Origin of the sequence: Hyphomicrobium sp. (genome assembly GCF_036780825.1) — a bacterium.
In the GTDB taxonomy this organism is placed as follows: Bacteria; Pseudomonadota; Alphaproteobacteria; order Rhizobiales; family Hyphomicrobiaceae; genus Hyphomicrobium_C.
The window spans coordinates 53,675-66,974 of record NZ_DAIQCD010000016.1; the positions used below are offsets into that span (position 1 = coordinate 53,675).

The window sequence follows — 13,300 nt, forward strand, 5'->3', positions numbered from 1 at the left end:
CCATCGGGGCGGAAGCCTTGGCGTGAGCCGCGGGCGGCGCGCCGGCAATGAAGTCGTCCGCTGATGCGTGCCGCGACGACAGCCGGCTTCCGAATTGGAACACGTCGATGTAGCAGGAATCCATGCAGGCTGCGCAGTTTGTGCAGTCGCCGGAGAGGATGAGGTGGGTTCCTGTGCCCTTGAGCGCCGGCGTGATGACGTGAGGCTCCGGACACGCCTTGAAGCAGGCGCCGCAGTCCGTGCATGCGGTGCGGTTGATGGCGCTCACGCGTATGAGGCTGTGGGTTCCGATCAGGCCGTAGAATGCGCCGACGGGACACAGGTGGCTGCACCAGCCCCGCCGCGTGACGAATAAGTCGAGCATGAACACGGCAGCGATCACGCCCCAGCCGGCGCCCATGCCAAAGATGATCCCGCGCTGGAGCATGCTCACGGGATTCAAAAATTCCCAGGCGATGGTGCCAGTGATGAAGGACGCGAGGATGGCCGCCACGAGGATCCAGATGCGGGTCCGCTTGTCGAGCTTGCGGTCGCGTGTGAGGCCCAGCTTCTCGCGCAGCCAGTAGGCGCTGTCGGTCACCACGTTGACCGGACAGACCCAGCTGCAATAGGCGCGCCCTCCGACGACGTAGTAGAGCGCCACGATGGTGGCGACGCCGATGACGGCCGTGAGGATCGGCGTGTGGAGCGCCGCAAGCGATTGCACGAAGATAAAGGGATCCGCGAGAGGCAGCACGCCGAGGATCTCGCTCGAGGCGAAATTTCCGCGCGCAATCCAGATGCCGAACCACGGGCCGACCAGAAAAATGGCGAGCACGAAAATCTGCGACGCTCGCCGCGCGAGCCAGTAGCGGTGTGCGAAAAGCCAGCCCCGTCGCTCGGCGGCATAGATCCGCGCGTCGGACGTGATCTGGTCGATGAACGTTGATCGCCCCATCTCAGAGATCCCGTTTCAGCGTGCCGTGGCCGGTTACGGGGCGGCCGGCTGAATTGCGCCCGGCCTTGCCCTGGCCGAGAGGCCGCGGCAGCACCCGTATGGCAGCTTCCTCCAGAACGCACTGCTTCTCGCACGTTCCGCATCCCGTGCACTTGGTCGAGTGGACCGTGGGGATGAGCATCGGCTGGCCCCGGATGACCTGCTTTTCGAGCGTGATGGCCTCCTCGCGGATCGGACAAACCCGATAGCAAATGCTACAATTCATGCCCTTGTAGTTGAGGCAGGTCTCATGGTCGACGAGCACCGCGATGCCCATGTCCGCGTGACGGATGTTGGGGATCTCGCGATTGAGAGCGCCAGTCGGACAGGCCTTGGCACAAGGGACGTCGTCGCACATGAAGCATGGGACGTCGCGGGCCACGAAGTAGGGTGTACCGAGCGCCGCAGGCTCGCCGATCGTCGCGAGCTTCAGCGTGTCGTAGGGGCACGCACGCACGCAGAGGCCGCAGCGCACGCACGCGGCCAGGAACTCGTCCTCATCGATGGCGCCGGGTGGCCGGAGGGCCTTCGCATCCTGGGCGCGCGCCGTGCGGATGAATTGATCGAGGGCTGCGGCCGCGAGACAGGCGACACCCGCGGACTTGGCCGCGGTGCCGATGAAATCGCGGCGCGTGACGCCGCCCGGTGGCGGGCTTTGCTTCGCGCTGCCTGCGGGCGGATGCCGGGCGGCGCTGCTGGACCGGCTCGCGGCGGGGGTGCCGCTTCCGGCACTCGTGAACGGGGTTTCGTTCTTCATGGATCCGCTCATTGCAAGTCATATGGAATAGAACTTGCCGAGCGCTTCGCTCAATGCCGGGATAGGGCTAGAAGCCCGACTCATCGAGCTGGCAAACCATATTAGACGCGCGCACGGCGTGCTATTAAGTTTGGCATACGTCCAACAATCGGCAACAAAAAGCGGTGTCTTACGCGAAATGTAAAGGAGCGACGGCTTTCAGCAAGGTTTTACGGGAAAGCTACGACTAAAGCGCGTTTTCGCGACCGCCGGATTGATTTTTCGCGCGGCGCATGTTGCACTTCTTAAGTGTCGATGAGCAATCGGGAAAGTTGCCCGTCAGGACTTGACTGCATAACGAGGCGCATCGGTTATGAGAATACTGATGATCGAGGACGACGCCGAAACCGCTTCCTTCGTGAGCAACGGGTTACGGCAGGCCGGCCACACCGTGGATGTCGTCACCGACGGCAAGGACGGGGTTCTGCTGGGCATTCAGGAAGACTTCGATCTCGTCATTCTGGATCGCATGGTCCCTGGCCTGGATGGTCTTTCGGTGGCGAGAACGCTGCGCAGCAGCGGCCGGCCGGTCGCCATTCTCTTTCTCACCGCGCTCGGCAGCATCAACGACCGCGTTCAGGGGCTCGATGTCGGCGGCGACGATTATGTCGTCAAGCCCTTCGCCTTTTCCGAACTGCTGGCCCGCGTCAACGCCCTCGGCCGCCGCTCGCCGATGCGCAACGAGAACGAGAAACTCACCGTCGGCGATCTTGAAATGGATGTCGCCCATCGGATCGTCACCCGTAACAATCAGCAAATCAATCTGCTGCCCAGAGAATGTCTGCTGCTCGAGATTTTGCTCCGCAACAAGGGGCGCGTTGTGCTTCGCACAATGCTTTTGGAGCGTGTTTGGGGCTTTCGCTTCGAACCTAAAACAAGTGTCGTCGAGACCTATATCTCGCGCCTGAGGACAAAGGTCGACAAGCCGTTTAAGACACCACTCATCCATACGGTGCGCGGGTGCGGCTATTCGATATATGAAGCCTGATTTTTCACTAACGCGCTTCCAGGCTCAAATCATTGCGGCTGCGGGCCTGATCCTTATTGTCGGCTCGAGCCTTATCTTCTCGTGGTTCTTTATTGATACGCATGAAGATCTGACTGAGCGCGCCCGGGCGCGGGTTGCGCAGGTTTTGAAATCCCTCGTCGCCTATGAAAAGAGCCATGGCCTCGAGGCTCTCATCACCTTCGTCCAGAATGAGGATGCCTGGCACGAGGCGGACCCGCCGTTCGTCTCGATCCGCGACGCGGACGGGGATACTCTGCTGCACACGTCCAAGGAGGTCACGGCGCAGGCGGCATGGGGCGCGGCCAAGCTGTCCATCCGCTATCTCGCCATCGACTGGGGACTCTCCACGCGCCTCGTCCACGTCGCCTCCGCGCCCTTGTCGAGAGGAGAGCTGCTCGTGGGCCAGAGCGAGGTCAAGGGAGCTCAGGTGCGGGACCGCGCGCTCATCGGCTTCGTTCTGCTCACGGCCTCCGTCCTCACGATCATCCTGCTCGCCGCCCTCCTTCTCTCGCACCGCTCGCGCAAGCGCGTCGACGAGATAACATCCACGCTTTTCGCCTTTGCCGCCGGCGACGTCGACCGGCGCGTGCCCATGACGAGGCATGCCGACCGGCTCTCCGATCTCGCTCTCGCGATCAACGGCTCGCTCGATTACGCGCAGCGGCTGCTGTGGAACCTCAACTACATGTCCGCCGATATCGCTCATAACCTCAAGAAGCCGCTCACGCGCCTGCGTCAGCGGCTGGAGATGGTCAGCAAGTGCGAGATTGGCAGCGCCGACTTTTCCCGCAAGATCGACGAGAGCATCCAGGAGATCGACGCGCTGGTCGTCATCTTCGAGGCGCTGTTGAACATCGGCCAGCTCCAATCCGGCGACCGGCGCTCGCGCTTCGTCGATGTCGATATGCCGGCCATTCTCGCCCATATCGCCGATGTGTACGAGCCGATCATCGCCGACCACGGCCACCACCTCGACGTGTCGATCGCCACGCATCGTGTGCGCCCCGTCAAAGGGGATCGCGAGCTGTTGATCGAAATGATCGTCAACTTCGTCGAGAACGCCATCCAGTATTGCCCGAGCGGCACCACTATCAGGCTTGGCTTGCAGCAGTACCGGACGGGCCTCGATGTCTTCATCAGCGACAACGGACCCGGTGTCCCCGCCGCGGAAATCCAGAACCTCTTCGAACGCTTCTATCGGCTCGAGAGAACGCACGGAAAGCCCGGCCACGGCCTTGGCATTCCCTTCGCGGTCGCCATTGCCGAGTTGCACAGTGCTCATGTCGAGCTGAGCGACAACATGCCGGGGCTCAACGTCGTCATCCATTTTCCCAACGCCGCGGTCAGCCGCTCACAGCTCGATCTGCGCGTACGTTCCGGCTACGTCATCAGGCCCCGGTCGCTCTCCAACCCGTGACCGCTCCATATTTGACCTTGATCAAAAAGTACTAATAAAATCAAGCTGTTTGTCAGGATTGTAAGGGTGCTTAGAGGCACCTGAAAGAATTCCCCATCACTCTATTCAGAGGGCGTTGCTCTCGTCTCTCCGCGGCTTCGACGCGCATTCACCGGGGCGTGCCGAGCGACACGTCCGCCGTCCATGTCGTGGATGGCCGTGAGCGATGGCATTTGAGCAGGTGGCGATATGAGCGATAAACGGTTGTCGAGTGATACGCAGCACGAACGCTTATCCGGCGCGCTGAAAAGCGGCCCCGAGCACTGGAATATCGGCGGCGCCATCGGCGGCTTCCCGCATGTCACGTCGGCCAAGGCAGCGCTCGACGAGCTTGGGGTGAGCGGAGTTACCTTCACCGTTTTCGACCAGCATTTTGGAATGAAATGGGCGGGCGGACGGCCCCACGCTTTTGTAGCGGGGCAAACAAAGGAAACCTTTGCGCGCCTCGTCGAGGAATATAACCGCCGCGGCATCAGGTTCAATCTGGTGTTCAGCAACCTGTTCGTCGAGGAGCAGCATCTGGGAGACAAACGCTGCAACTGGATGCTCGAGCGCTGCTGCAGGCCGGGTAACGGTGTCATTGTGGGGAGCCATGTGCTGGCGCAGCACATCCGCCGGAACTTCCCGGATTACCGCCTTGTGCACTCGCTCACGCATTTCAATAAAGAGCCGGCCTACTACTACGAGCACGACGAGCTCTATGACGTCTTCGTCCTTCCGCCGCATCTCAATTACCGGACGCAGGTGCTGCAGGAGCTGTTGGAGAAGCTCGGTACGGAGCGGATTGAGCTGCTGGTCAACGAGACGTGCTTCCGCGAATGCAACATCCGCCAGGATCACTATGACCTGATCAGCAAGGCCTGCTTGGAGGACGACTGGGATTTGTGGGAGCAGCTCACCACGGGCTTCTGCCAGCGCGCGCACGCCGAGCGCTTCACGCGCCTCGATGAGCCCAAGGACGTGAAGCGCATCAAAAACTTCACGCTCTCCCAGGACGAGGTGAACAACCTCAAGGCGCTCGGGATCCAGAATTTCAAGCTCGCCAACCGGCAAGTGCCGAGCCAGCAATACGCGAAGTGGATGGACTACTACATCATCGACCGCCTGGGTCTCTCCACAACGTTTTACGTCTACGAAAACTATTACAAGCCGGCGTCTCATTTTGCCGGACGGTCCGCCTGACGAAATCGATGCGTATCGTTTGCCCGAGATGCGTCTGCGTCTCGGGCCGAGGCGTAGTCATGCGCTTGTGGGTGCGGGCCGATGCGCATCGGCAGCGTCTAGAAACATCGGGAGGCGGACAGCAAAGATCCGCGGCCGCAAGAAAACCCGCTGAGGGAGGGGTTTTACAATGCTCGCTGAGCTCTTTCGTAATACACGAGGCTCGAGAGCCTCTCACAAATTTGCACGGGTGGGCCTGACGGCCCTTCTAGCGCTTACGGCCTTTGCTTCCATCAGGCTCTTGGAGCCGCCTTCCGCCGCCGCAGACAATCAGGATGTGCTGGGAGCACTGGAGCAGCTTGGCGCCGATCTATTCGCGGATGTCGATCTATCGCGCAATCGAAAGCAGTCGTGTGCGACCTGCCACGATCCGGACTTCGCGTTCGCCGATCCCCGCATCTCGAAAGCCGGACGGGCGGTATCCACGGGTGATGATGGCCAATCGCTCGGCGACCGGAACACGCCGACGCTCATGTACGCTCACTTCACGCCGCCGTTGACCAGGCGGGATAATGGTACGGTTGCGGGAGGCTTTTTCTGGGATGGCCGTGCAGATACGCTCGAAGAGCAGGCAAAAGGACCGCTATTGAATCCCGTCGAAATGGGGATGCCGGATGCCGCTTCGGTTGCGGAACGGGTTGCAGAGAAAGACGACTATGTTGCCCGCTTCAGGGCTCTCTTCGGTCCAGACGTGCTCACCCATCCGGAGCGAACCCTTGACGCCGTAGCCCAAGCGCTGGCTGCGTATCAGCGCACGCGCGAGTTCTCGCCGTTCGATTCAAAATACGATCGCTGGATGCGAGGGGAGGCGACGCTCACGCCCCAGGAAGACTTCGGCCGTATCGTCTTCGTCACCTGGAACTGCAACCTCTGCCATAAGCCGATGCATAGGGGCGACCCCAACAAGGAGCTCTTCACCAGCTTCGAATACCACAACATCGGGCTTCCCAAGAACACGCGCGTCCGCGCCCTGAACGGCAAGGGCGAGCATTACATCGATGTGGGATTGCGCGACAACGGCCGGATGCCGGATGAGGCGCACACTGGCAAGTTCAAAGTTCCCACGTTGAGGAACATCGCCGTCACCGCGCCTTACATGCACAACGGTGTCTTCGAGACGCTGAGGACCGCGATCCAATTCTATAACAAGTACACAAGCCGCCGCCCGGACCTGCAGCACAACCCTGAAACTGGCGTGGCCTGGGAGGATCCCGAGACGACGAGCAACATGTCTCATTTCGAGCTGCGGACGGGCCTTTCCCTCGATGACAACAGGATTGCCGCGCTCGAAGCCTTCCTGAGAACCCTGACCGACAAGCGGTACGAGCATTTGCTTGCCGCGCCAGTTCAGGAGGACGCGCGATGAGCGGCGCCGGGCACTACTGGAATCGTTTCGTCATGAGCCGCCGCAACTGGTGGCTGCCGCTCTCCATCGTGCTGGGCGTCGGCATCGGAAGCATGCTGTTCATGGGAACGCGCACCTACCTGGATGCGCCTCCCGTCCCGAGCTTCGTCGACGAGCAGGGCACGACGGTGATTGCAGCGGACACGATCACCCGAGGACAGATGGTGTTCCTCAAGTACGGGCTGATGAATTATGGCAGCATGTTCGGTGATGGCGCCGGCCGCGGGCCCGACTTCACCGCCTATGCGCTGCAGCATGTGGCCCGCGCGATGCGCGATTTTCATGCCTCCGGCGGTGGTGACGCCGACGCGGCGCTCGCCATTGCGCAGCGAGAAATCAAGCGGAACCGCCACGATACCGCAACCAACATGGTAACGACCGGCGCCGCGCAGGCCCACGCCGCGCGCCTGCTTGAACGCCATGTCGCTTCCATGTTCCGCGGTGAGGGTGAGGCGGCTTTTCACCCGGCCGGTTACATCACGGATGAGACGGAGCTCCGCGATCTCGCCGCGTTCTTCTTCTGGGGCGCCTGGGTCTGCGGGGTCGAACGGCCCGGCAAGACCTACACCTATACGCACAACTGGCCCTACGACGAGCTTGCCGGCAACCGGCCGAGCCCGCAGGTGATGCTATGGAGCGTGATTGCGCTGCTTGGGCTGGTCGCCGCCCTTGGTGCGGTGCTGTTCCTCTATGGTCGCTATGCGTCCATTGCGGGATGGCAGCCGGCACGGCGGGGCGATACGGGGGCGCACGCCGCCATGAGCGCGACCGCCGCTCGCGTCGATGCGATGCGGCCAAGCGCGCTGCAGCATGTCACGTACCGGTTCTTCGCGGTCGCCGCGGTGCTGTTCGTGCTGCAGATCTTTGCCGGCATCCTGACGGTGCACGATTTCCTCGGCATAACGCGGGTGTTCGACACCGACCTGGCCAATATCCTCCCGATCCCGGTTGTGCGTGGCTGGCACTTGCAGTTAGCGCTGCTGTGGATCACGGCGTGCTGGGTCGGCGCGTCGATCTTTGCCATCTCGACAGCTGCGCCCAACGCCCCGGCGGGGCAGTTGAAGTGGATCAAGACGCTGTTCTGGCTGTTCGTGGCGACGGTCGTGGGAGGACTGGTCGGCATCGGGCTCGGTCCGCACGGCCTGCTGGGCGACTGGTGGTATCTCCTCGGCAGTCAGGGCTGGGAGTTCGTCGAGCAAGGCAAGCTCTGGCAGGCCATGCTGTTCGCGGTGTTCGCGCTCTGGTGCGTGGTGCTGGCGCGCGGAGTTCGGCCGATCTGGCGCTCGGGCGATGCGTGGATACTTCCGAAGTGGCTGCTCTATTGCGTCGTGTGCGTGCTGGCGATGTTTGTCTGCGGCTTCGTCGCCACCCCGGAGACGAACTTCGTGATCGCCGATTACTGGCGTTGGGCCGTGATCCACATGTGGGTCGAAGCGTTCTTCGAGGTGTTCACGACCGCGGTGCTGGCCTACTTCATGGTGCTGATGGGGCTGGTGAGCCACGCCGCCGCGTCCCGCATCGTCTATCTGGCCACGCTGCTGTTTCTCGGTTCGGGGCTCCTCGGCATCTCGCACAACTTCTATTGGAACGCCAAGCCGGTCGTAACGCTGGCGATTGGCAGTGTGTTCTCCACCTTGCAGGTGGTCCCGCTGATCCTCCTCACGCTTGAGGCCTGGCAGTTCCGCAATGCTCCCTCCAGGTTATCTGGGGATGCGGACGTCCGCCACAGCTTCGGGCAGTCCGAAGCATTTCTCTTTTTGCTCGGCGTAAACTTCTGGAACTTTTTTGGGGCCGGCATGTTGGGCTTCCTCATCAACCTGCCGATCGTCAACTACTACGAGCATGGGACCTATCTGACGGTCAATCACGGTCACGCAGCCCTGATGGGCGTTTACGGCAACCTGGCCATCGCGATGATGGTGTTCTGCGCGCGCTGTCTGGTCACGCCGGCGAGCTGGAGCGGGGCGCTGCTGCGCAGTGTGTTCTGGTCGCTCAACGTCGGTCTGATGCTGATGGTGCTGCTCGATCTGCTTCCGGTCGGCGTCGCACAGCTGATCGACGTTCTCGAGAACGGACTGTGGCACGCGCGCTCGCACACTTTTGTTCAGGGAGAGTTGTTTCAGACTCTAACATGGGCGCGCGTTGTCGGTGGCGCACTGTTTGTACTGGGCGGCGTGCTGCCGCTGGCTTGGTTCATGGTGTCACGCGCGCGATCATTGAAAACACCGTCGCCTGTCGAGGCTGACAAAGCTTCGGATCTCGTGGCGCCTGTTCCGTTGGGTGCCCACCGCGGCTGAGGCGAAAACAAAAGTCATGCTTTCTGTCAAAAATGTAAGGGAGCTTCGAGGCGGATGAAAGAATGGCCGGGCATGCTGTCCATGTTGTCGCATCCCGGCCGAACGCTCTCTCGAGAGAAAGCTAAGTCGGAAAGGCGACAGACGTTGCCGCACGGGTTGGTCCGCGTGGCGCCACGGCGGGAGGCATGGTCCGCTACACATGAGGAGCGGCCTGAGCACCCATCGTCCCGACGAGCGATCCGAGGCTCGCCTTCGGTCGGCGGGATGATTGTTACCACGTCGGTCCGGCGCGTGTCGTCGGCAAGAAGAAAAAACGGCTGGAAACGCACTTTATGGGGAGGCTATCGATGGCCGAAACTTGGCAAGAGCATTCACGACCCCTGGCCGCCAGCACGGTGGAGCGCGTCGCCGATGCGACGTTCTTCGCTGAACCGCGCTCGAAGGCCACGAGGTTTCTTCTCATGGCGTTGAGCGCTGGCCTAGGTGCGGCCGGCGCTCTTTATTTTGCATCCGGCGTCTCGCTTCAGACGTCGTTGCTTTGGCTTTTGGTTCCGATCGCTTTCGCGGGCGGCCTTCTGTCGACGTGGTCGCCGTGCGGCTACTCGAGCGTCTGCCTCTTGCGTCCGAGCGGCGGATACTCTCTTGGCTCCGTCGCGGCGTGGATGCCGACGCTCATTGCCCATGCCGTGGGCTATGCGCTCGGTGCGCTGGCGCTGGGCGGCGCACTCGGGCTTGCCGGCTCTCTGCTCGGCCTTGACGCCTATCTCGCTTACACCGCGCCCGTTTTTGCGGCGCTGCTGGTGCTCTACGGCGCGCATCAGTTCGGTTTCGTCAAGGTGCCTTATCCGCAGCGGCGCTGCCAGGTTCCTCATGACGCGCGCCAGCGCTTCCCGAAGTGGGTGATCGGTCTCCTTTACGGGTTTTCGCTGGGGCTCAACTATCTCACGTACGTGCAGACGCCGCTTCTCTATGCGGTGACCGGTGCGGCGCTCTTCTCTGGCTCCGTCACCTTCGCGGTCGGCATCTTCCTGATCTTCAATCTCGGGCGGTTTCTTCCTCTGGTGCTCAACGCGCTTCCGATGTCGGACGCGAGGATCACCGGCTGGCTCGCACGCAACCAGGAGAATGCCGCTCTAACGGACGCCATGCTGCTCGTCGGATCGGGCGTCGCGGTTGGAGCCATGCTGCTGCTCTCGTGAGCTGAGGCCCACGGCCACTTTTTTCGACCCTCGTTTTTCTGTTCCCGGTCGCGGCGACGCGGCCAACGGCCTCGCTCGTCGTGTTGCCCCGGAAAACCTCGTCATAATCGTCCTACAGGAGGAAAGACATGAAGTTCTCTAAGCTCACGCTCTCAGCCGCATGTTCGGCTTTGGCGCTTGCAGCCTTCGGGTCCTATGCGTTTGCCGGCGGTGCCGCCATTCCGAGCCATCTCCCGGAAGAGGCGACCCTCGGAGTTGAGGACAAGATCGAGATCCTCAAGGCGCCGCCCCCCGATGCACGCCGCATCTATGTCACCGATACGGACGAGTTCAACGTCGCAACCCGCATCGTCACCATCGATGGCGGCAATGCGAAGCTCGTCGGCCAGAGCGATACCGGCCTCGTGCCCAATCCGGTGATCTCCTCCGATGGAAAGTTCTTTGCGCATGCGAGCACGGTGTTCTCGCGTGTCTCTAAGGGCAAGCGTGACGACTACGTCGAGGTCTATGACGCCGAGACGCATAACGTCATCGCGGACATCGACATCCCCGAGATCCGCTTTCTCGTGAATACCTACCCGTGGTTTACGGCCCTCACGCCCGACGACAAGTCGATGCTCATCTATCAGTTCTCGCCGAGCCCCGGCGTCGGCCTGGTCGATCTCGAGGGCAAGAAGTTCGTGAAGATGATGGATGTGCCGGACTGCTACCACATCTTCCCGACCGCGAACGACACCTTCTACATGCATTGCCGCGCGGGTCATCTGCTTAAGGCGACGTTCGACAAGGACGGCAACCTGAAGCACGAGAATACGAAGGTGTTCCACCCGGAGAACAAGCACCTGGTGAACCATCCGGCGTACTCGACGAAGGCCAAGCGCCTGGTATGGCCGAGCTATGACGGAACCATCTATCAGGTGGACCTGTCGGGCGACGAGGCCAAGTTCCTCAACACCTTCGAGGCATTCACCGACGAAGAGAAGGCCGACAAGTGGGCTCCGGGTGGCTGGAACATCGTGGCCTACCATCGCGAGACCGACCGCATCTACCTGCTCGCCGATCAGCGCGAGAAGTGGACGCACAAGTCTCCGAGCCGTTTCGTGTTCGTCTATGAGGCCGCCACCGGCAAGCGGATCAACAAGATCAGCCTCGGCCACGACACGAACGCGATCGGCGTGAGCTCCGACGCCAAGCCACAGCTCTATGCGCTCTCCGGGCATGACCGTGCGCTCTACATCTTCGATCCGGAGACCGGCAAGCAGACGGGCAAGGTCGGCCAGGTCGGTCGCGCGGCGACCAACCTCACGACCATGGACTAGGCGAGGCTGATATGTCGCTAACGTCGTTGCCAATGTTGGATCTGTTCCTGCAGTTTCTGCTGGCGCTGGTCTTTGCTGGCGCGGCGATTTCCAAGATCCAGAACACGGACGAGTTCCACGGCGTTGTCCGGAACTTCCGTCTCGTGCCGGAGCCGCTCGATGGCATCGTCGCCTTCGTGCTGCCCTGGATGGAGCTTGCCATCGCCGCGTCCCTCCTGACGGGCATCGCGACACATCTGTCGGCTGCCGCAGCGGGGGTCCTGCTCCTCGTTTTCGCCGGTGCAATCGCGATCAATATCTTTCGCGGGCGCACGGAGATCGATTGCGGGTGCTTCCGCCAGGGAATGCGCCAGCGCCTGAGTTGGGCGCTGGTCGCGAGGAACATGGTCCTTTGCGCCGGAGCCTTCTGGCTCGCCGCGCAACCGGCCTGGCTCGTGCCCTTGGGCGCGCTCGACATCATCGTCGCCGCGCTCGCCGCACTGGCCGTGCTCCTCATTTATCTCTGCGCCAACGAGCTTGCGGGTCTCCGCCAGCTCTCCCTCGCCAATCATCACGCTACTAAGGAAGGACCTGTGAGATGACGGATGAACTGTTGATTGCGTCGAGCGTCCTTCAGTGGGTCGCGTTGTGCGCGGGCGGGATTGTCCTGCTTGGTATCGCCCGGCAGGTCGGTCTCCTGCACGAGCGCTCGGCACCTCTCGGTGCGATGATCACGGACCACGGTCCGGGCGTCGGAGATAAGGCGCCGACGTTCAGCGTCATCGACGTGAAGGGCAGCAAGCTGCAGATCGGAGGCGACAACGAAGCGGGCGAGGAGACGATGCTGCTCTTCACCTCTCCGACGTGCCCTGTTTGCGAAAAGCTGCTGCCCATCGTCAAGTCGGTGGCTCGGGCCGAAGGCATCCGCGTGATGCTGATCAGCGACGGCGCGGAGGAGGAGCACAAGAAGTTCCTCGCCAAGCACAAGCTCGATGGTCTGCCTTACGTGATCTCGGCCGAGGTCGGGATGCGCTTCCAGGTCGGCAAGGTGCCGTATGGCGTGCTGATCGACGAGAAGGGCGTCATAAAGGCAAAGGGCCTCTGCAATACGCGCGAGCATATCGAAAGCTTGCTCGAGGCGAGCCGCATCGGACACGCCTCTCTGCAGGAGTACATGGCCTCCAGGAAAGGCGCACAGCGTAACGGGGAGCACTCGATCGCCCCGCTCACGATGTAAGCCGGCCGACTTGCAAAAACGTCTAGGGATCAACATTCAATAAGCGGATCAATGAAATGATGAACAGAAGCAAATTCGATGAGATCGTCGAACAATTCTCCCGGCGTATTGCCGGCCGCACGAGCCGCCGCAGTTTCATCAGCCGGGTGGGAACCGCGGTCGCAGGCGCTGCCCTGGTGCCGCTGCTGCCCGTGGACCGCAGCGGCCGCGTGAGCCGGTCGCACGCGAGCGAAGCGGACAACGCAGGCCCGAGCAACACGCGCGAAGGCTGGAAGCCGCAGGATACCGACATCCACCAGTGCGACTACTGGCGGCACTGTTCGCTTGACGGCTACATCTGCGGATGCGCCGGCGGCTCGCTGACCGACTGCCCGCCGGGCACCAAGCTCTCGACGAGCTCCTGGGT

At 62.0% G+C, this 13,300-nt stretch carries 12 protein-coding genes; 10 read left to right on the forward strand and 2 right to left on the reverse strand.

The genetic code is table 11. From position 1 onward, the window contains the following. Positions 1-937 (reverse strand): quinol dehydrogenase ferredoxin subunit NapH (gene napH / locus V7P99_RS08760; RefSeq protein WP_333794424.1); only part of this gene is annotated, 937 nt, incomplete at its 3' end. Position 938: 1 nt separating this feature from the next. Continuing rightward, positions 939-1,733, reverse strand: a complete 795-nt coding sequence (gene napG, locus V7P99_RS08765) for a ferredoxin-type protein NapG (RefSeq protein WP_333794425.1) — start codon at positions 1,731-1,733, stop codon at positions 939-941. Between the two features lie 352 nt (positions 1,734-2,085). Here napG and V7P99_RS08770 point away from each other — a divergent pair, with 352 nt between their 5' ends. From V7P99_RS08770 to V7P99_RS08815, 10 genes are all read left to right on the forward strand, one after another. Then, positions 2,086-2,760 (forward strand): response regulator transcription factor, encoded by a 675-nt coding sequence (locus tag V7P99_RS08770; RefSeq protein ID WP_333794426.1) that lies wholly within the window; start codon positions 2,086-2,088, stop codon positions 2,758-2,760. After that, on the forward strand, positions 2,750-4,198 hold the full coding sequence (locus tag V7P99_RS08775) for a sensor histidine kinase (protein WP_333794427.1): 1,449 nt from the start codon (positions 2,750-2,752) through the stop codon (positions 4,196-4,198). Before V7P99_RS08770 ends, V7P99_RS08775 begins: the two co-directional genes overlap by 11 nt. 228 nt (positions 4,199-4,426) lie before the next feature. Next, positions 4,427-5,419, forward strand: coding sequence for a hypothetical protein (locus V7P99_RS08780; protein ID WP_333794428.1), 993 nt, complete (start codon positions 4,427-4,429; stop codon positions 5,417-5,419). Positions 5,420-5,735: 316 nt separating this feature from the next. Next, the gene (locus tag V7P99_RS08785; RefSeq protein WP_333794429.1) at positions 5,736-6,824 is read left to right on the forward strand and encodes a cytochrome-c peroxidase; all 1,089 of its coding nucleotides are present in this window, start codon (positions 5,736-5,738) and stop codon (positions 6,822-6,824) included. Then, a complete protein-coding gene (locus V7P99_RS08790; protein WP_333794430.1) occupies positions 6,821-9,160 on the forward strand; it encodes a cbb3-type cytochrome c oxidase subunit I in 2,340 nt (779 codons plus the stop codon). Before V7P99_RS08785 ends, V7P99_RS08790 begins: the two co-directional genes overlap by 4 nt. Positions 9,161-9,507: 347 nt before the next feature. After that, positions 9,508-10,359 (forward strand): cytochrome c biogenesis protein CcdA, encoded by an 852-nt coding sequence (locus tag V7P99_RS08795; protein WP_333794431.1) that lies wholly within the window; start codon positions 9,508-9,510, stop codon positions 10,357-10,359. Between the two features lie 128 nt (positions 10,360-10,487). Further along, on the forward strand, positions 10,488-11,678 hold the full coding sequence (gene mauB / locus V7P99_RS08800) for a methylamine dehydrogenase (amicyanin) large subunit (RefSeq protein WP_333794432.1): 1,191 nt from the start codon (positions 10,488-10,490) through the stop codon (positions 11,676-11,678). Positions 11,679-11,689: 11 nt separating this feature from the next. Next, complete coding sequence (locus tag V7P99_RS08805) at positions 11,690-12,259, forward strand: MauE/DoxX family redox-associated membrane protein (RefSeq protein WP_333794433.1); 570 nt, start codon at positions 11,690-11,692, stop codon at positions 12,257-12,259. Continuing rightward, the gene (gene mauD / locus V7P99_RS08810; RefSeq protein WP_333794434.1) at positions 12,256-12,894 is read left to right on the forward strand and encodes a methylamine dehydrogenase accessory protein MauD; all 639 of its coding nucleotides are present in this window, start codon (positions 12,256-12,258) and stop codon (positions 12,892-12,894) included. Before V7P99_RS08805 ends, mauD begins: the two co-directional genes overlap by 4 nt. A gap of 56 nt (positions 12,895-12,950) precedes the next feature. Then, on the forward strand, positions 12,951-13,300 hold a 350-nt coding region (locus tag V7P99_RS08815; RefSeq protein WP_333794435.1), incomplete at its 3' end, for a methylamine dehydrogenase light chain.

Bases quoted from the DNA above. Each gene is read 5' to 3' on its own strand.
- mauD (WP_333794434.1), top strand. From the start codon at position 12,256: ATGACGGATGAACTGTTGATTGCGTCGAGCGTCCTTCAGTGGGTCGCG.
- V7P99_RS08770 (WP_333794426.1), top strand. From the start codon at position 2,086: ATGAGAATACTGATGATCGAGGACGACGCCGAAACCGCTTCCTTCGTG.
- V7P99_RS08805 (WP_333794433.1), top strand. From the start codon at position 11,690: ATGTCGCTAACGTCGTTGCCAATGTTGGATCTGTTCCTGCAGTTTCTG.
- V7P99_RS08790 (WP_333794430.1), top strand. From the start codon at position 6,821: ATGAGCGGCGCCGGGCACTACTGGAATCGTTTCGTCATGAGCCGCCGC.
- mauB (WP_333794432.1), top strand. From the start codon at position 10,488: ATGAAGTTCTCTAAGCTCACGCTCTCAGCCGCATGTTCGGCTTTGGCG.
- napG (WP_333794425.1), bottom strand. From the start codon at position 1,733: ATGAAGAACGAAACCCCGTTCACGAGTGCCGGAAGCGGCACCCCCGCC.
- V7P99_RS08795 (WP_333794431.1), top strand. From the start codon at position 9,508: ATGGCCGAAACTTGGCAAGAGCATTCACGACCCCTGGCCGCCAGCACG.
- V7P99_RS08780 (WP_333794428.1), top strand. From the start codon at position 4,427: ATGAGCGATAAACGGTTGTCGAGTGATACGCAGCACGAACGCTTATCC.
- V7P99_RS08775 (WP_333794427.1), top strand. From the start codon at position 2,750: ATGAAGCCTGATTTTTCACTAACGCGCTTCCAGGCTCAAATCATTGCG.